A 16,777-nucleotide genomic window follows, 5' to 3' on the forward strand; every position below is an offset into this window, starting at 1 on the left:
TTGGATATCCGCGTACAAAACGTCCGCAAGGAATTCTCGCGCTACCCGGCGCTCAACGATGTGTCGCTGGGAATCAACTCGGGCGAGCTGATCGCGCTGCTCGGTCCCTCGGGCTCGGGCAAGACGACGCTGCTGCGGCTGATCGCCGGGCTAGAGACACCGACGGCGGGGCAGATCTTTTTCGGCGAGGAAGATGCGTCGCGGCGCACCGTGCAGCAGCGCAATGTCGGCTTCGTTTTCCAGGCCTATGCGCTGTTCCGCAACATGACGGTGCTCGAGAACATCTCGTTCGGGCTGAAGGTCAGGCCGCGCGCTACGCGACCGCCGGCAGGCGAAATCCGCCGCCGCGCCATGGAACTGCTCGATCTCGTGCAATTGTCGGGGCTCGAAAAGCGCTATCCGCAGCAGCTTTCGGGCGGGCAGCGGCAGCGCGTGGCGCTGGCCCGGGCGCTCGCCATCGAGCCCAAGGTGCTGCTGCTCGACGAGCCGTTCGGCGCGCTCGATGCGCAGGTGCGGAAAGAACTGCGCAAGTGGCTGCGCGAGATCCACGACCGCACCGGACACACCACGGTGTTCGTGACCCATGACCAGGAAGAGGCATTGGAACTGGCCGACCGGCTGGTGGTGATGAGCCGGGGCGCCATAGAGCAGGTGGGCTCGCCCGACGAGGTCTATGACCGGCCCAACTCGCCGTTCGTTTTCACCTTTATCGGGGAATCGAGTTCGCTGCCGGTGAAGGTCGAGAACCACGAGGTCTGGGCTGGTGGCCGGGCCGTTGGCCTGCCGGCTCATGACGATGTCGCCGGCGACTCGCGGCTGTTCTTCCGCCCGCACGATGTCGAACTGGTCGATGACGGCGCCGCGCTCGCAGGGGTTGTCGTGGCGTCGCGCCGGGTCGGCGGTACGCGCCGCGTCGAGCTCGAAATCGGCGGCAGTTCGGATCGGGTGGAGATCGACCTGCCTTTCGATCATCCGGCCGGCGAGCGCACCCGCATCGCCTTCCGCCCCAAGCGCTGGCGCTTGTTTCCGGCGGCGTGAGGCGTCAGGCGGGTTTTACCTGCCGTGTCGCTGTCACCAGCCAGATGCCGAGGCTGACCAGCACCAGGGCGGCGAGGTTCTTCCATTCGAGGACGTTCTCGCCGAGGAACAGCGCCGAGAGCAGCACGCCGAAGATCGGGATGGCGGTGTTGAAGATGGCGATGGAGCCCACCGGATTGTGCTTCATCAACACGCTCCACAGCGCGAAAGCCGCCGCCGATAGCGCGGCGAGATAAGCCAGCAGCACACCCGCCTCAAGCGTGAACGCTGCCAGATGCCCGCCGCCCGCCAGCCCGGCAGCGGTGAGCATCAGCCCGCCCAGCAGTAGTTGCCAGCCGGTCATCACGGTGACGTCGATCTGTTTGCTCAGCCCCTTGCCGTAGATGCCGGCGAGGGAAAACAGCAGCGCTGCGATGACAATGAAGCCTTCGCCGAGGAGACTAATGTGGAGATCGAGCCCGGTCGCCGCGATGTTGACCACCACCACCCCGGCAAAGCCGATCAGGCAGCCGATGACGCGGCGCGGGGTCAAGCGGTCATTGGCGTAGAGAAAGTGCGCCAGCAGCACCGAGAAGAACGTGCTGGTCGAGGTGGTGATCGAGACTTTCACCCCCGTCGTGTGGGCGAGGCCGATGTAATAGAAGAGGTACTGGCCGGCGGTGGAGATCAGCCCGAGCAACGTCATCTCGGCCAGTTGCCGCGGTGTGCGGACGATCGGCTTGCCACCCAGTGCCCCGATGACCAGCAGTATCAGCCCGGCAAGCGTGAAACGAACGCCGGCAAACAACAGCAGCGATGCGGTGTCGGATGGCACGATGCCCAGCAACACATAGCCGGTCTTGACCGCCGGCACGGCGCTGCCCCAGAGCAGGCAACACAAGAGCGCCAGGGCGACGACGACGCGCCGGTCGGAAAAGATCGAAGTTTTCGGCACGCGTTTCGCCCTGCGGTTCGGCTTTCATTGAGCCAAGCGCCGTGCCGACGCAAGTCTCCTCTGCGTTGTGGCTTAGGCGGCCTCGGCGAACTCGGCGCGCGCCTCGGTGATGGCGGGCATATTGGTGAAGGCCCAGTCGACCAGTGTCGCCAAGGGCACCATGAAGCTCTGGCCCAATGGGCTCAGCCGGTATTCGACGCTGGGGGGCGTCGTTGGAAACACGGTGCGTTCAACGAGGCCACTTGCCTGCAGATCGCGAAGCGTCTGGGTCAGCATGCGCTGCGAGATATCGCCGATCTCGCGCTTCAATTCGCCGAAGCGGAAGGGCTTTTCCGAAAGTGCGGTGAGGATCAGCACGCTCCACTTGCCCGCCAGTTGGTCGAGCACATTGCGGACCGGGCAGAGCCCCGGCTCGGGGTAGTTTTCGCGGGAGGTGCGCATGTGCGCGGCCAGCTGTTCGGCGGCGAGTTTGGGCATGGTGGTTCTCTCCAGGTAACCAGGGGCGCCAAACCTGCCGTCTTGTGGCGCCTGCTTTCAGTACCTAATATATACCTACTCTCATAAAGAGACAACCACTCGGAGAATTGCAATGACCAGTCCCACCCTTTTCGTATCCGGCGCCAGCGGCCATCTCGGCCGCCTCGTGATCGCGGCGCTGCAGTCGCGCGGCTATGACGGCAAGATCATTGCCGGCACACGCGATCCGAGCAAGCTTGCCGATCTCAAGGGCGTCGAAGTGCGCAAGGCCGATTTCACCGACAAGGCAGGCCTCATCACGGCATTGGCCGGTGCCGACAAGCTGCTGATCATTTCGACCGACCAGATCGGCACCCGCCTTGCGGGCCAGGTCGTCGCCATCGAGGCCGCCAAGGCCGCGGGCATCAAGGAAATCGCCTATACCTCGATGCCGAACCCGGAAGCCCCGTCGGCCATCACCTTCGCACCCGAGCATTTCGGCACCGAAGAGGCGATCAAGGCGAGCGGCATCCCCTACACGATCCTGCGGATGAACTGGTACACGCATAACCTCCTCGGCGCGCTCCCCAACGCCTTGGCCTTTGGCCAGTGGTACACCTCGGTCGGCGACGGCAAGGTGAACTACGTCACCCGTGAGGATTGCGCCAAGGCGGCAGCCGGCGCGCTGCTCACGACCGCCAGCAACCAGACCTACACCGTCTCCGGTCCCGCCGCGCTTTCGGCCACCGAGATCGCCGCGCTGGCGAGCGCCGCAGCTGGCAAGTCGCTGGCTGTGGTCAATGTCAGCGACGAGCAGCTCGCTGCTGGCGCCAAGGCCGCGGGCGTGCCGGATTTCGTCATCGAGCACTTCATCGTGGCGTTCGACCGCAACACCCGCGAGGGCAAGGCCGATGTCACCACCAATGCGGTGGAAACGCTGTGGGGCACGAAGCCGGTTTCGGTTGCAGAGTTCTTCAAGGCCAACGCTGCCGCACTGAGCGCTCCCCCGGCACCGGCGGCCGCTGCGCACTAAGGGAAGGCCCCCTCACCCGGCCCTTTGGGCCGACCTTGCCCCCAAAGGGAGAGGTGAGCTGAGGCACAATCGCGCTCTCTCGTCACCTCTCCCTTGGGGGAGAGGTCGCCGCAAAGCGGCGGGTGAGGGGGCCTTTGTGGGTTTGCACGAAGGCAAGGCGGGGTGCTGAGAAGCGCCCCGCCTTTTTGCTGTCAGCCGAACACCACGGTCTTTTTGCCGTTGAGCATGACGCGGCTTTCGAGGTGGAGCTTTACGGCGCGGGCCAGCACCCGGCTCTCGATGTCGCGGCCGCTGGCGATCAGGTCGTCGGGGCTCATGGCGTGGGTGACGCGGGCGGTTTCCTGCTCGATGATCGGGCCTTCATCGAGGTCGGGGGTGACATAGTGCGCGGTAGCGCCAATGATCTTGACCCCACGCTCATGGGCCTGGTGATAGGGCTTGGCGCCCTTGAAGCTCGGCAGGAACGAGTGGTGGATATTGATGATCCGCCCATATAGCCTCGTGGCGAAGCTATCCCCCAGCACCTGCATGTAGCGCGCCAGCACCACCAGTTCAGCCCCGGTGTCCTTGACCAGGTCGAGGATCTGCTGCTCCTGGGCAGGCTTGTCGGACTTGTCCCGCGCTACCGGCAGGTAGTGATAGGCGATGCCCTCATAGTCGGCGGTTGGCCGCGAGTCCTCGTGGTTTGAAATAATCGCTGCGACCTCGGCATCGAGCCAGCCGACCCGGATCTGGTAGAGCAGGTGCAGCAGGGCGTGGTCGAACTTGCTGACGAGGACGACGATCTTCTTCTTGCGGCTCTCATCGAGCAGGGTCGTCCGCATGGAAAAGCGTTCGAAGGCCGGGCGCAGGGCGCGCTCGATCGCGTCGCGGTTGGCGCCGTCGGGGGCGGTGAACGCAAGCCGCATGAAGAACTGGCCGGTCTCGCGATCCCAGAACTGGTTGGATTCAGCGATATTGGCGCCCAGCCCTGCCAGCTCGGTGGTCACGGCGGCAACGATGCCGGGCCGATCGGCGCATGACAGGGTGAGAATGAAATTGGCAGACATTTCGGGCTCCGGCTCAGGCGGTGCGGAGGTATTCGCGGCAAAGTGGCGTGTGGTCAAGGCTTTCCCGAATTGCGGGTAAACGGCTAGGCTCAGACGCCAACAGGGGGTGCCGTCATGAATCGTCTCGCTAACAAGATTGCCATCATTTCGGGAGGCGCCACCGGCATGGGCGGCGCGGCGTCAAAACTGTTTGCGGCAGAGGGCGCCAAGGTGGCTATCATCGACCGCAACCTCGCGGCCGCCGAGGCGACGGCGGCGGAAATCCGTGGCGCTGGCGGTGTCGCCGAAGCGTTTGCGGCTGATGTTTCCGACGAGGGGCAGGTGCAGCAGGCGGTGGCAGCGGTCGAGGCGCGGTTCGGCGCGGTGACGGTGCTGTTCAACCACGCCGGCACCATCGTCATCAAACCCTTCCTTGAAACGACGCTCACCGAGTGGGACTGGCTTCATGCCGTGAATGTGCGCTCGATGTTCCTGATGACGCGTGCCGTGCTGCCAAAAATGATCGCGGCGGGCGGCGGCTCGATCGTCTGCACCTCGTCGATTTCGGCGGTCGCGGGGACGCCCATGGAGGTGCTGTACGACACCACCAAGGGCGCGGTGCACATGTTCGCGCGTGCCATCGCTGTCGAGTTCCGCGACCGCAATATCCGCTGCAATGCGGTATGCCCTGGTTTCATCCGCACCCCGCATGGGTTGCGCGAAGTGGCTGAGCTGACCAAGCTCGGCGTCGATGCCTCCGAGGCGGCGCTGGCGGCGCAGCAGGGGCGGATCGGGGAGCCCGAGGAAGTGGCCCAGGCGGCGCTGTTTCTCGCCAGTGATGACGCGAGCTTCGTCAACGGCACGCATCTCTTCGTCGACAACGGCTTCACGGCGGCCTGAAAGCGGGGCTTTGTCGGTGACAAAGATGTACCTGCTTGAATAGGCTACCAACTCGGTCTAATTAACAAAGGTCGGCCTGATCGGGCCGGCATGTTCTCAGGGCGGGGTGCGATTCCCCACCGGCGGTAGATGGGAAAATCCCAAAGCCCGCGAGCGCCTTCGGTCAAAAGCCGGAGGGTCAGCAGATCCGGTGTAATTCCGGGGCCGACGGTATAGTCCGGATGAAAGAGAACGGGATTTGCGCTGCCGCACTGGCAGGCCGTGCCCTATTTGGGCGGCCTGTCTGTTCGACGCCGTCGATGTCCGTAACCCTGAGGAAACTGGTTACGGAAAGGATCGACGATGAACCAGATTTCCTCTGCCTCCAGAAATGGCGCCCTCACCGGCGCATTGCTGATGATTTTCGCCAGCCTCGCTTTTGCGGGCACCAATATCTTGCAGAACGTCCTGATCTGGCCGATCGGGATGAGTTCGACCGGCATGACCTTCTGGCAGTACCTGATCGCCACGGTGATCGCGGTGCCGCTGATCTTCCGGCTCGGCGTCAACAAGCTCCGCACCCGCCACCCTGTGCTCCACGAAATCCGCGCCTTCGTCTCCGCGCTCGGCGTCCACGTCTTCGTTTATGCCTTCGCCTCCGGCATGCCGGCCTGGCAGGTGGTGACGCTGCTCGCAACAGGCCCGCTGTTCATCATCCTCGCCTCAACGCTGTTCCTCGGCGAGAAGGCCAGCCCGGCACGGCTCTTTGCGTCGCTCCTTGGCTTTGTCGGGGCGCTGATGGTGTCGGGCATTGGCAGTGACGGGTTCTCGGCCATGGTGCTGATCCCGATTGCCGCCGCGGCGCTCTGGGCCACCACGGACGTCTTGACCAAGTACCTGTCCCGCGAGGAATCGCCGGAAACGCTGACGGTGTCGCTGCTGGTGCTCATCACCCCCAACCACTTGCTGATCCTCCTCGTCGCAACGCTGCTTTCGACGTTGACGCCGGGCCTGTTGCCGGCGGGCGTTGCCACCGGCTTCCCGTTCCAGTTGCCGGAAGGCGGTAGCCTCTGGCTGCTCGGGTTGCTGGGCGTGCTGACGGCCGCTGCCCAGTACCTCCTCGCTTCGGCCTACAAGGTGGCGGATGCGACTTACCTGCAGCCGTTCGGCGACCTGAAGGTGCCGTTGACCGCAGTGATCGGCTTCATCTTCCTTGCCCAGGTGCCGACGTTCTGGTTCTGGATCGGCGCCGCCCTGATCGTTGCCGCCTCGAGCTTCATCTACTGGTCCGAGAACGGCAAGCACGACGCTCCGATGGGGTTGTCGGCGGCCTGAGTCGAAGTTCGAGCCCTTTCCGCCTTCTCCCCTTGAGGGAGAAGGCGGCGAGCGCAGCGAGACGGATGAGGGGCCGTTTCTAAACTTCCCCTCACCCGGCCGCTTCGCGGCCGCCCTCTCCCTCAAGGGAGAGGGGGAAAGGCAACGCTAGAACATATGTTGCTTTTTCGCTCCAAGATAGAATATCCATTCTGTCCTGGGGCGCGGTGTCCTTTCGGTCGCTCAGGCAGCCTTCCAACGCACTTGCAATAGAAGTCTGTAGCTTTCTGACGGATTATCGCTGACCTTCAACAGTCGGGGATAACTTATTTTCGGGGCAGGGATGAGTGAGGACGCGGTGACGACCGATGAGAGCGCGCCGCGCGATTTTGCGGCTTTGCGCGCGCTGATCGCGACGCGGGCGGCGACCTTGCCGCGGCGGCTGACGCAGGTGGCGAGTTATGCGCTCGAAAACCCCGACGAGATCGCGTTCGGCACCGCAGCCAGCGTCGCGCAGCATTCTGGCGTCCAGCCTTCGACGCTGGTGCGGTTCAGCCAGGCGCTCGGCTATCAAGGCTTTTCCGACCTGCAGGAAGTGTTTCGCTCGCGGCTCAGGGACCGGGTGCCGAGCTATGACGAGCGGCTCAAACAGTTGCGCGACCATGGCATTGAGACCTCAAAGACCAGTCTGTTGCTTGAAGGCTTTGCAGAGGCCGCAGAGCGCTCGGTTGCCGATTTCCGCGCCAAGGTGGATCCGGCCCAGCTTGACCGGGCGGTAGAAATCCTGACCGGCGCCGAAACCATCTATCTCGTTGGCCTGCGCCGCAGTTTTCCAATCGCGTCGTACATGGCCTATGCCATGGGCAAGCTCGGGATCCGCAATATCCTCGTCGATGGCATTGCCGGGCTCGGGGCGGAGCAGATGAACTTTGTGTCGGCCCGCGACGCGGTGCTGTCGATCAGCTTCACCCCCTATGCCAGCGAGACGGTGACGCTGACCCACGCGGCACGGGCACGCGACGCCAAGATCGTATCGATCACGGACTCGCCATTCTCCCCCATCGCGCCGATTGCCGATGTGTGGCTCGAGATCGTCGAGGCGAACTTTGAAGGCTTCCGCTCGATGGCGGCGACGATGGCGCTGGCCATGACGCTGACCGTAGCGGTTGCCGGGCGGCGCGGGGAGATGGGGCGCTAGGGGCGGTGCCCGGCCCCTCACCCGCCCTTCGGGCACCCTCTCCCCAGAGGGGCGAGGGGACTAACGCCGATAGATCGCTAGAACAGCGGCCTCGCCTCGACCGAGCAGCGGCAGGATTCGGCGGCTTTTTTGGCCCAAAGGAGGGCGTCTTCGCGGGTCGCGACGTCGAGGATCCAGAAGCCGCCGATGTGTTCCTTGGTTTCGAGATAGGGGCCGTCGGTGACGAGCAGGTCGCCGGCGGCTTTGCGGCGGACGGCGATGGCTTTGCTCGGCGGCTGGAGGCCGCCGGCAAACAGGCGGACGCCGGCGGCGATCATCTCGCGGTTGAGGGCGCTGATGCCCTCCCGCATTGCGGCGTCTTCGGTCGCGCCGTCATAGAAATCGGGGCGGTGAATGGCAACCAGGTATTGGGTCATGATCTCTCCTCAGGCGCGGGCGGGCGAGGTGCCGACCCTTTGCTTTATAGCCGAACGGGGAGGGGAGATTTCGACAGGGTTGGGGGAATATTTTGGTGTGCTACGGCCCCTCACCCGCCCTTCGGGCACATTGCCATTCGCGCACAGCGCTTATGGCCTTCTCCCCTCAAATCGGTCCGCTGGACCGATTTGCCCTGCGGGACGGATCGAAGTCCCCAGAGGGGCGAGGGGACCAATCGCACGGCCGGTGGAAACAGCTAGTCATTGCTGGGGTAGCCGGTGGCGGGGCCGGAGTAACCGCCGAAGACGGTTTGTTCGTAGTCGATGACGGAGCCGGTCATCGGGGCGGATTCGGCGCTCAACAGAAACGCGACGATGCGGGCGACGTCTTCGGGCTTGATCAGCTTGCCGAAGGGGCGGCTCTTTTCGGCGCTTTCCAGCCAATCGTCGCCGGCGCCATGGAATTTCTTCAGCGTCTCATGCTCGCCGGGGGTATCGACCCAACCGAGGAGAATGCCGTTCGACCGGATACGGAAGCCGGTGACGGCGTTGGCGACGTTCTTGGTGAGGTTGGTCAGCGCCGCCTTGCTGGCGCTGTAGGCGGCGAGATTCGCCGAGCCGACATGGGCATTGACCGAGAGGATGTTGACGATGGCGCCCTCGATGCGGTCGCGCTGCATCAGCTTGAGCGCATCCTGGATGAGGAAGAACGGGGCGCGGACGTTGACCGCGAACATCACGTCGAACAGCGCCTGATCGGTATCGAAGATGCTACCACGATCGGTGAGCCCAGCGACATTGGCGAGGAGATCGACGCGGCCGAAGGCCTTGTCGGCGGCCGGCATGACGCGGGCGACAGCGGCGGGATCGGCAAGATCGGCGGCGACGAAGATGGTCTTGGTGCCAGCCGCATTCAGCGACGCCGCGACGGCCTCGCCCTTTTCGACGCGGCGGTCAACAAGCACAATCCCTTCGGCGCCACGGGCGGCGAGCAGGCGCGCCGTGGCCTCGCCGATCCCCTGCGCTCCGCCGGTAACGACGGCGACCTTGCCGGCAAACGAGGAGAGCGCATAGGCGTCGGACATGATGTGACTCGGCTGATGGAGAAGCGGCCGGACACTAGGCAGTTGGCAGGCGTAAGTGAAGGGGAGGGTGGGCGAAATTGTGGGACTGGTGGCTCACCCCTCACCCGTCTCGCGCTCACGCGCGATCCACCCTCTCCCCGACGGGGAGAGGAATAGGAGTGCCTATTGCCCATTTCTCGATGGAAGGTAAGGCCCCCTCACCCGCCGCTACGCGTCGACCTCTCCCCCGAAGGGAGAGGTAAGGAGGCTAGACCCGGACCACTTCGCCGGTCTGGCGGCTTTTGGTGGCGGCTTCGGCGAGGCGTTGGGCCTGGAGGCCGTCGTGGCCTGAGGGGGTAGGCGTCTTGCCGGAGGCCATGGCGTCGATGAAGGTGTTCACTTCGGCGGCATAGGCGGCGACGTAGCGGTCGATGAAGAAGTTCTGGATGACGTCGGCGTTAAAGCCCGAGGCGGTGGCGCTTTCGACGGTGGTCATGTGGACATTGCCGGCGCGCAGCATGCCCTTGGAACCATGGAGTTCGAGGCGCTGGTCGTAGCCGTAGGTGGCGCGGCGGGAGTTGGTGATGACGACGATCTTGCCCGAGGCCGTCTGCATCTGGACCGAGGCGGTATCGACGTCACCGGCGGTGCCGATGGCCTTGTCGACAAGCGCGCCGCCGAGGGCGTGGACGGTGACGAACTCTTCGCCGACGAGGAAGCGGGCCATATCGAAATCGTGGATCATCATGTCGCGGAACAGCCCGCCCGAGCGCTCGATATAGGAGACCGGCGGCGGTGCGGGGTCGCGCGAGATGATGGTGACGAGTTCGACATCGCCGATCTCACCATCGCGCAAGCGCTTCTGAAGGCTCGCAAAATTCGGATCGAACCGGCGGTTGAAGCCGATCATCAGCGGGACGCCCGCCTTTTCGACGACGGGGAGGCAGGCTTCGATGCGCTCGACGCTGAGCGAAACCGGCTTTTCGCACAGGATGGCCTTGCCGGCCCGCGCTGCCTGCTCGATCAGATCGGCATGGGTGTCGGTGGGGGTGGCGATGAGGATGGCATCGACGTCGGAAGCGAGGATCGCGTCGATGGTGGAGACCTTTGCGCCAACACTTGCTGCCAGCGCGTTGGCGGCGTCGGGGATGGCGTCAGCCACGTAGGCGACGCTGGCGCGGGCCGAAGCAGCGATGGTTGCGGCATGCACCTTGCCGATGCGGCCGGCACCAAGAATCCCGAATTTGACCATGAAACAACCCCAGCGATGAACAGTTAGTGCCAGAATATGAACGGATGTTCATATTAGAACGTTTATTCTGAAATTGTTCCAGATCAGAATTGACGTTTCATTCGCGGCAGGGATACAACGGCCGCGAACAGGTGTCCAGAGACCACACAGAGGAGAAGACCATGCCGGAGGACAAGCTCGATGTCATCACGATCGGGCGGGCCTCGGTGGACCTCTATGGCCAGCAGATCGGCAGCCGGCTCGAGGATATCGGCTCGTTCGCCAAGTCGGTCGGCGGATGCCCGACCAATATCTCGGTGGGCACGGCGCGGCTGGGGCTGAAATCGGCGCTGATCACGCGGGTAGGCGCCGAGCAGATGGGGCGCTTCATCATCGAGCAGCTGCAGCGCGAGGGCGTCGAGACGGCGGGGATTGTTTCCGACCCAGACCGGCTGACCGCGCTGGTGCTTTTGGCGGTGGAAGCCGAAGGCGTCTCGCCGATGATCTTTTACCGCACCGACTGCGCCGACATGGCGCTCAACGAGGCCGATATCGATGAGGCGTTCATTGCCTCGGCGCGCTCGATCGTCGTGACCGGCACGCATTTTTCGAAGCCGCACTCGGAAGCAGCGCAGCTCAAGGCGATCCGCATTGCCAAGGCCAATGGGCGGAAGGTGGTGTTCGATATCGACTACCGGCCGAACCTATGGGGCCTTGCGGGCCACGCTGCCGGGTTCGAGCGCTATGTGAAATCGGACTACGTGACGGGCAAGCTCAAGCCCATCCTCAAGGACTGCGACCTGATCGTCGGGACCGAGGAAGAGGTGCTGATCGCGGCGGGTGGCAGTGACCTTGTCGGCGCGCTGAAGGCGATCCGGGCGGTGTCCGAGGCGACGATCGTGCTCAAGCGCGGCGCCATGGGCTGCATTGTCTATGACGGCCCGATCCCGGACGATCTCGAGGACGGGATTGTCGGGCAGGGGTTCCCGATCGAAATCTACAACGTGCTGGGCGCAGGCGACGCGTTCATGTCGGGTTTCCTGCGTGGCTGGCTCAAGGGCGAGCCGCATGCGACGAGCGCCACCTGGGCCAATGCCTGCGGCGCCTTTGCGGTGAGCCGGCTGCTCTGTGCGCCGGAATATCCGAGCTGGGCGGAGCTGACGCACTTCCTTGAAAAGGGCAGCAGCGAGCGGGCGCTCCGCAAGGATGTGGTGCTCAACCACATCCATTGGGCGACGACGCGGCGGAAGGCCTGGCCGAAGCTGACGGCGTTTGCGATCGACCACCGGAAGCAGCTCGAGGATATCGCGGGCGACCAGTTGGGCCGGATTCCGGCGTTCAAGGTGCTGGCGGTGAAGGCGGCGTCTGAGGTGGCGGCGGGACGCGACGGTTTCGGCATGCTGCTTGACGACAAGTACGGCCGCGACGCGCTGTTTGCCGCGCCGAAGAACTTCTGGATCGGGCGGCCCATCGAGTTGCCGGGGAGCCGGCCGCTGCAGTTCGAGTTTTCGCAGGACCTCGGGAGCCGGCTGATCGAGTGGCCGGTGGATCATTGCGTCAAGGTGCTGTGTTTCTATCATCCGGACGACCCGGCGGAGCTGAAGACCGAGCAGGCCGAAAAGCTCACGGCCGCCTATGAGGGTGCGCGCAAGGTCGGGCGCGACATCTTGATCGAGATCATTGCGAGCAAGGCCGGGCCGGTTGATGACACGACGGTGGCGCACGCGCTGGGGGAACTCTATGCGGCCGGACTGAAACCGGACTGGTGGAAGCTCGAGGCGCAGCCGAGTGCGGCGGCATGGGAAAAGATCGATCAGGTGATCGAGGCCAATGACCCGCTCTGTCGTGGGGTGGTGCTGCTCGGGCTCGAGGCGCCGGAAGCGGAACTGGCGCGTGGGTTTGCAGCGGCAAAGGGATCGCGCACGGTGCGCGGATTTGCCGTCGGTCGGACGCTCTTTGCGGATGCGGCCAAGGCGTGGTTTGCTGGCAAAATGAGCGACGAAGCAGCGGTCGCGGATATGGCGGCACGGTTCCGGCGGCTGGTGGGGATCTGGGAGCAGTGAGGATGGCGCGGTGCGCGCCAACCCCTCACCCGACCTGGCTTCGCCAGGCCACCCTCTCCCCGACGGGGAGAGGAATGCGCTGGGGGAAGATCGAAGCGTATCAAGGGTCTTTCGGCCCAAAGGATAAGGGAGGGCAGCAATGACCCAAGAGACCATTCGCCTGACCATGGCGCAGGCTGTGGCGACGTTTATGACGCGGCAGATGACGATCATTGACGGCAAGAAGGTGCCGATCTTTGGCGGCGTGTTCGCGATTTTCGGGCATGGCAATGTCGCGGGGATGGGCGAGGCGCTCTACCAGGTGCGCGACGAGTTGCCGACCTATCGGGCGCATAATGAGCAAGGCATGGCACATGCGGCGATCGCCTTTGCCAAGGCGAGCTTCCGGCGGCGGTTCATGGCGGCGACGTCATCGATCGGGCCGGGCGCGACCAACATGGTGACGGCGGCGGCGCTGGCGCATGTGAACCGTATTCCCGTGCTGCTGCTGCCCGGCGACGTGTTCGCCAACCGGGCGCCGGACCCGGTGCTGCAGCAGGTGGAGAGCTTTGGCGACGGCACGGTGAGTGCGAACGACGTGTTCCGTCCGGTGTCGCGCTATTTCGACCGGATTACGCGGCCCGAGCAGATCATTTCGGCGCTGAGCCGCGCCATGCAGGTGTTGACCGACCCGGCTGAATGCGGGCCGGTGACCTTGGCGTTGTGCCAGGATGTGCAGGCGGAAGCCTATGACTATCCGGTAGAGTTTCTCGAAGAGCGGGTCTGGATCCCGCGCCGGCCGCAGCCGGATGCGACGGAGCTCGAGACAGCCGTGGCGGCGCTGAAGGCGGCGAAGAAGCCGGTGATCATTGCCGGGGGCGGGGTGCTTTATTCGGAGGCGACGGCGACGCTGCGCGCCTTTGCAGAGACGCACGGCATTCCGGTGATGGAGACCAATTCGGGCAAATCGAGCCTGCCGCATGACCATGCGCTCAATATGGGCTCGGTCGGCGTGACGGGCTCGTCGGCCTCGAACCTCTTGGCCGAGCAGGCCGATGTGGTGCTGGCGGTGGGCTCGCGGCTTCAGGATTTCACCACGGGGTCGTGGGCGCTGTTCAAGGCCGAAGGCGTCAAGATCATCGGGCTCAATGCGCAGCTGTTCGATGCGGGCAAGCACCGCGGGCTGCCGCTGGTGGCAGATGCGAAAGTTGGGCTTGAGGCGCTCACGGCGCGGCTTGGTGGCTGGGCATCGCCAGCAAGCTGGGTGGCGGCAGCGAAAGCGGCAAAGAGCGACTGGCTCGGCGCGGCAAAGCTGGTGACGGACCCGACCAACGCGCTGCCATCGGACGCGCAGGTGATCGGCGCGGTGCACCGCGCGCGGGGCTCGGGGGCGACGCTGGTCTGTGCCTCGGGCGGGCTGCCGGGGGAATTGCACAAGCTCTGGCCGGCCGGCGCGCCGGGCTCGTATCACATGGAATACGGGTTCTCGACCATGGGCTACGAGATCGCCGGCGGGCTGGGCGTCAAGCTCGCGAAGCCCGATGACGACGTGATCGTCATGCTGGGCGATGGTAGCTACATGATGATGAACTCCGAGATCGCGACCTCGGTGATGCTGGGGAAGAAACTCACCATCGTCGTGCTCGACAATCGTGGTTTTGGCTGCATCAACCGGCTGCAGATGGCGACCGGCGGGGCGAACTTCAACAACCTCCTGAAGGACACCAGGCACGAGGTGTTGCCCGAGATCGACTTTGCGATGCACGCCGCCGCGATGGGCGCATGGACGAAGAAGGTCGGCTCGGTCGGGGAGCTCGAAACGGCGCTGGCCGAAGCTGCCGGCATCGAGCGGACGACGGTGCTGGTGATCGACACCGACCCGCTGATTTCGACCGATGCGGGCGGGCACTGGTGGGATGTGGCAGTGCCAGAGGTTTCGGTGCGGCCGAGTGTCAACAAGGCGCGCGCGGAATATGTGGATGCGCTGAAGGGGCAGCGGCACTGACGGACTAAACGTCCCCTCACCCGCCCTTCGGGCACCCTCTCCCTCAAGGGGAGAGGGACGCTGCGGCGGTATCGTGTTCCCTCTTCCCTCTCCCCTTGAGGGAGAGGGTGGCGCGAAGCGCCAGGTGAGGGGCAGGATGAATTGCACACTTGGACAATGGAGACTGAGACGTGAGAGCCAGACTGGGGATGTCGCCCATTGCGTGGTGGAACGATGATCTGAAGGAGCTCAGCGATGACGTGTCGCTGGAGGAGTGCCTGAGGCAGTCGCGGTCGGCCGGGTTTACCGGGATGGAAAAGGGCCGGCGGTTTCCCGATGATCCGGCGGTGATGCTGCCGATCCTCAAGGCGGCGGATGTGACGCTGTGCGGTGGGTGGTTCTCGGGCACGCTGGTGAACGAGGAACTTGCGGCCAACAAGGACCGCATCCTCCCCATGATCGAGCTGTTCAAGGCGGTGGATGCGCCGTGCATCGTTTATGGCGAGGTTGGGCGCTCGATCCAGGGCGACAGGACGAAGCCGCTCGCGACCAAGCCGAAGCTCACCGATGACGAGATGAAGGCCTACGCGAAAAAGGTCACGGCGTTCGGCGAATGGTGCGCCGAGCAGGGAATGCCGCTCGCCTACCATCATCACATGGCGGCGGTAGTTGAGACCGAGCCGGAGCTCAATGCGTTCATGGCGGCTTCCGGGGCGGGGATTCCGCTACTGCTCGATGCCGGGCACCTGGCGTTTGCGGGCGGCGATGTGCTGAGGGCGATCGATGCGCACCATAAGCGGATCACGCATGTGCATGTGAAGGATATCCGGCAGGCGGTGGTCGATGGGCTCGACCGGGGTAAGCAGAGCTTCCTCGATGCGGTGGCGCTCGGGGCATTCACAGTGCCTGGCGACGGGTCGCTGGATTTCGGGGCGATCGTGCAGCGGTTTGCGGACTACGGCTATGAAGGCTGGTTCGTGGTTGAGGCCGAGCAGGACCCCAAGAAAAATCCGCCCCTTAAGATGGCTGAGGTGGGCTACAAGGAGCTGATGCGGGTGATGACGGCGGCAGGCTATACCGTCGATACTCGCGGCTTTCCCAACTAGGCGGACAGGCAAGTGAAACAGAGCGAGATGGACTGGTTCAAGCCGCTGTGGCGGCGGGTCGCAGTGACGGTGTTCCTCGTCGGCTGGCTGGGGTGGGAGACGTTCTTCAACCACGACCAGCTGTGGATGGCGATTGTCGGCGCGGCGCTGGTCTATGCGGTCTGGAGCCTGTTCATCACGTTCGACAAGCGGGGCGGCAACGCGCCGGCGGCGGGCGTGGACACCACATCGCCTGCGGGAGATGACGATGCCAAACCTCAAGCTTAGGCCGCTGGCACAGACCGGGCATGTGCATCATGTGACGCCGGAAAATGCGGGCTGGACCTATGTAGGGTTTGACCTCCACCGGTTGCCCAATGCCGGCGATGTGGCGCATGGCGGGGTGGATGACCGCGAGGTCTGCATCGTTTTGATCTCGGGCCGTGCGTCGATCGAGGTGGATGGGCAGACGTTTCTTGCCGGTGAGCGGATGAGCCCGTTCGAGGGCCAGCCCTGGTCGGTCTATGCACCGGCGGGTGCGCGCTGGCGGATCGAGGCGCTGACGGCTCTGGAAGTGGCGGTGTGCAGTGCGCCCGGCAAACCGGGGGCACGGCCGGCGCGGCTGATCGGACCCAAGGACGCCGACAGACTGACGCGCGGCAAGGGCACCAACACGCGCTACCCGACCAATATCCTGCCCGAGACGGCGGATGCGGACTCGCTCCTCGTGGTGGAAGTGATCACGCCCGGCGGCCACACATCAAGCTATCCGCCGCATCGGCATGACGAGGACGACCTGCCGCGGCAGAGCTTTCTCGAAGAGACGTATTACCACCGGTTTTCAAAGCCGCAGGGCTTTGGGTTTCAGCGCGTCTATACCGACGACCGCTCGCTCGACGAGACCATGCTGATCGAGGATGGCGACGTGGTGATGGTGCCCAAGGGGTACCATCCGGTGGCGGCGGTGGCGGGCTATGACATCTATTATCTGAACGTCATGGCCGGGCCGAAGCGGACCTGGAAGTTTTATAATGCGCCCGAGCATGAATGGATGATCGGGTAGGGGCGTCGCGCT

At 64.4% G+C, this 16,777-nt stretch carries 16 protein-coding genes and 1 riboswitch; of the genes, 10 read left to right on the forward strand and 6 right to left on the reverse strand.

Annotated features, from left to right (window positions below; all coding sequences use genetic code 11):
- Complete coding sequence (locus ACO06J_RS17510) at positions 1–1,038, forward strand: sulfate/molybdate ABC transporter ATP-binding protein (protein WP_421761997.1); 1,038 nt, start codon at positions 1–3, stop codon at positions 1,036–1,038.
- Positions 1,039–1,042: 4 nt separating this feature from the next.
- Here ACO06J_RS17510 and ACO06J_RS17515 read toward each other — a convergent pair whose 3' ends face one another.
- Together ACO06J_RS17515 and ACO06J_RS17520 are read right to left on the reverse strand one after the other, a co-directional pair.
- A complete protein-coding gene (locus tag ACO06J_RS17515) occupies positions 1,043–1,972 on the reverse strand; it encodes a DMT family transporter (RefSeq protein ID WP_421761998.1) in 930 nt (309 codons plus the stop codon).
- A gap of 72 nt (positions 1,973–2,044) precedes the next feature.
- On the reverse strand, positions 2,045–2,449 hold the full coding sequence (locus tag ACO06J_RS17520) for a winged helix-turn-helix transcriptional regulator (protein WP_421761999.1): 405 nt from the start codon (positions 2,447–2,449) through the stop codon (positions 2,045–2,047).
- Positions 2,450–2,561: 112 nt separating this feature from the next.
- Here ACO06J_RS17520 and ACO06J_RS17525 point away from each other — a divergent pair, with 112 nt between their 5' ends.
- A complete protein-coding gene (locus ACO06J_RS17525) occupies positions 2,562–3,461 on the forward strand; it encodes an NmrA family NAD(P)-binding protein (RefSeq protein WP_421762000.1) in 900 nt (299 codons plus the stop codon).
- Between the two features lie 191 nt (positions 3,462–3,652).
- Here the strand turns inward: ACO06J_RS17525 and purU are convergent, their stop codons facing one another.
- Positions 3,653–4,510, reverse strand: coding sequence for a formyltetrahydrofolate deformylase (purU, locus tag ACO06J_RS17530; protein WP_421762001.1), 858 nt, complete (start codon positions 4,508–4,510; stop codon positions 3,653–3,655).
- Between the two features lie 114 nt (positions 4,511–4,624).
- Here purU and ACO06J_RS17535 point away from each other — a divergent pair, with 114 nt between their 5' ends.
- From ACO06J_RS17535 to ACO06J_RS17545, 3 genes are all read left to right on the forward strand, one after another.
- The gene (locus ACO06J_RS17535; protein WP_421762002.1) at positions 4,625–5,389 is read left to right on the forward strand and encodes an SDR family NAD(P)-dependent oxidoreductase; all 765 of its coding nucleotides are present in this window, start codon (positions 4,625–4,627) and stop codon (positions 5,387–5,389) included.
- Positions 5,390–5,477: 88 nt separating this feature from the next.
- Positions 5,478–5,626: riboswitch (FMN riboswitch) on the forward strand.
- Positions 5,627–5,731: 105 nt separating this feature from the next.
- Positions 5,732–6,703, forward strand: coding sequence for a DMT family transporter (locus ACO06J_RS17540; protein WP_421762003.1), 972 nt, complete (start codon positions 5,732–5,734; stop codon positions 6,701–6,703).
- Positions 6,704–7,025: 322 nt separating this feature from the next.
- Positions 7,026–7,880 (forward strand): MurR/RpiR family transcriptional regulator, encoded by an 855-nt coding sequence (locus tag ACO06J_RS17545; protein WP_421762004.1) that lies wholly within the window; start codon positions 7,026–7,028, stop codon positions 7,878–7,880.
- Positions 7,881–7,957: 77 nt separating this feature from the next.
- Here ACO06J_RS17545 and ACO06J_RS17550 read toward each other — a convergent pair whose 3' ends face one another.
- From ACO06J_RS17550 to iolG, 3 genes are all read right to left on the reverse strand, one after another.
- Positions 7,958–8,296, reverse strand: a complete 339-nt coding sequence (locus ACO06J_RS17550) for a YciI family protein (RefSeq protein WP_421762005.1) — start codon at positions 8,294–8,296, stop codon at positions 7,958–7,960.
- 257 nt (positions 8,297–8,553) lie between these two features.
- Positions 8,554–9,381 (reverse strand): SDR family oxidoreductase, encoded by an 828-nt coding sequence (locus tag ACO06J_RS17555; RefSeq protein WP_421762006.1) that lies wholly within the window; start codon positions 9,379–9,381, stop codon positions 8,554–8,556.
- A 247-nt stretch (positions 9,382–9,628) separates the two neighbouring features.
- Positions 9,629–10,612, reverse strand: a complete 984-nt coding sequence (gene iolG / locus ACO06J_RS17560) for an inositol 2-dehydrogenase (protein ID WP_421762007.1) — start codon at positions 10,610–10,612, stop codon at positions 9,629–9,631.
- A 161-nt stretch (positions 10,613–10,773) separates the two neighbouring features.
- Here iolG and ACO06J_RS17565 point away from each other — a divergent pair, with 161 nt between their 5' ends.
- The 5 genes from ACO06J_RS17565 to iolB all read left to right on the forward strand — a co-directional run bounded on the left by ACO06J_RS17565 (position 10,774) and on the right by iolB (position 16,765).
- Entirely contained in the window at positions 10,774–12,654 is a 1,881-nt protein-coding gene (locus ACO06J_RS17565) for a bifunctional 5-dehydro-2-deoxygluconokinase/5-dehydro-2-deoxyphosphogluconate aldolase (RefSeq protein ID WP_421762008.1), read from the forward strand.
- Between the two features lie 139 nt (positions 12,655–12,793).
- Positions 12,794–14,638: a 3D-(3,5/4)-trihydroxycyclohexane-1,2-dione acylhydrolase (decyclizing) gene (iolD, locus tag ACO06J_RS17570; RefSeq protein WP_421762009.1), complete on the forward strand. Its 1,845-nt coding sequence runs from the start codon at positions 12,794–12,796 to the stop codon at positions 14,636–14,638.
- Positions 14,639–14,808: 170 nt separating this feature from the next.
- A complete protein-coding gene (iolE, locus tag ACO06J_RS17575) occupies positions 14,809–15,723 on the forward strand; it encodes a myo-inosose-2 dehydratase (protein ID WP_421762010.1) in 915 nt (304 codons plus the stop codon).
- Positions 15,724–15,735: 12 nt separating this feature from the next.
- Complete coding sequence (locus tag ACO06J_RS17580) at positions 15,736–15,990, forward strand: hypothetical protein (RefSeq protein ID WP_421762011.1); 255 nt, start codon at positions 15,736–15,738, stop codon at positions 15,988–15,990.
- Positions 15,971–16,765, forward strand: coding sequence for a 5-deoxy-glucuronate isomerase (gene iolB / locus ACO06J_RS17585; protein WP_421762012.1), 795 nt, complete (start codon positions 15,971–15,973; stop codon positions 16,763–16,765). Before ACO06J_RS17580 ends, iolB begins: the two co-directional genes overlap by 20 nt.
- Positions 16,766–16,777: the final 12 nt, after the last annotated feature.

The organism is Devosia sp. (assembly GCF_965229025.1).
Lineage (GTDB): Bacteria > Pseudomonadota > Alphaproteobacteria > Rhizobiales > Devosiaceae > Devosia_A.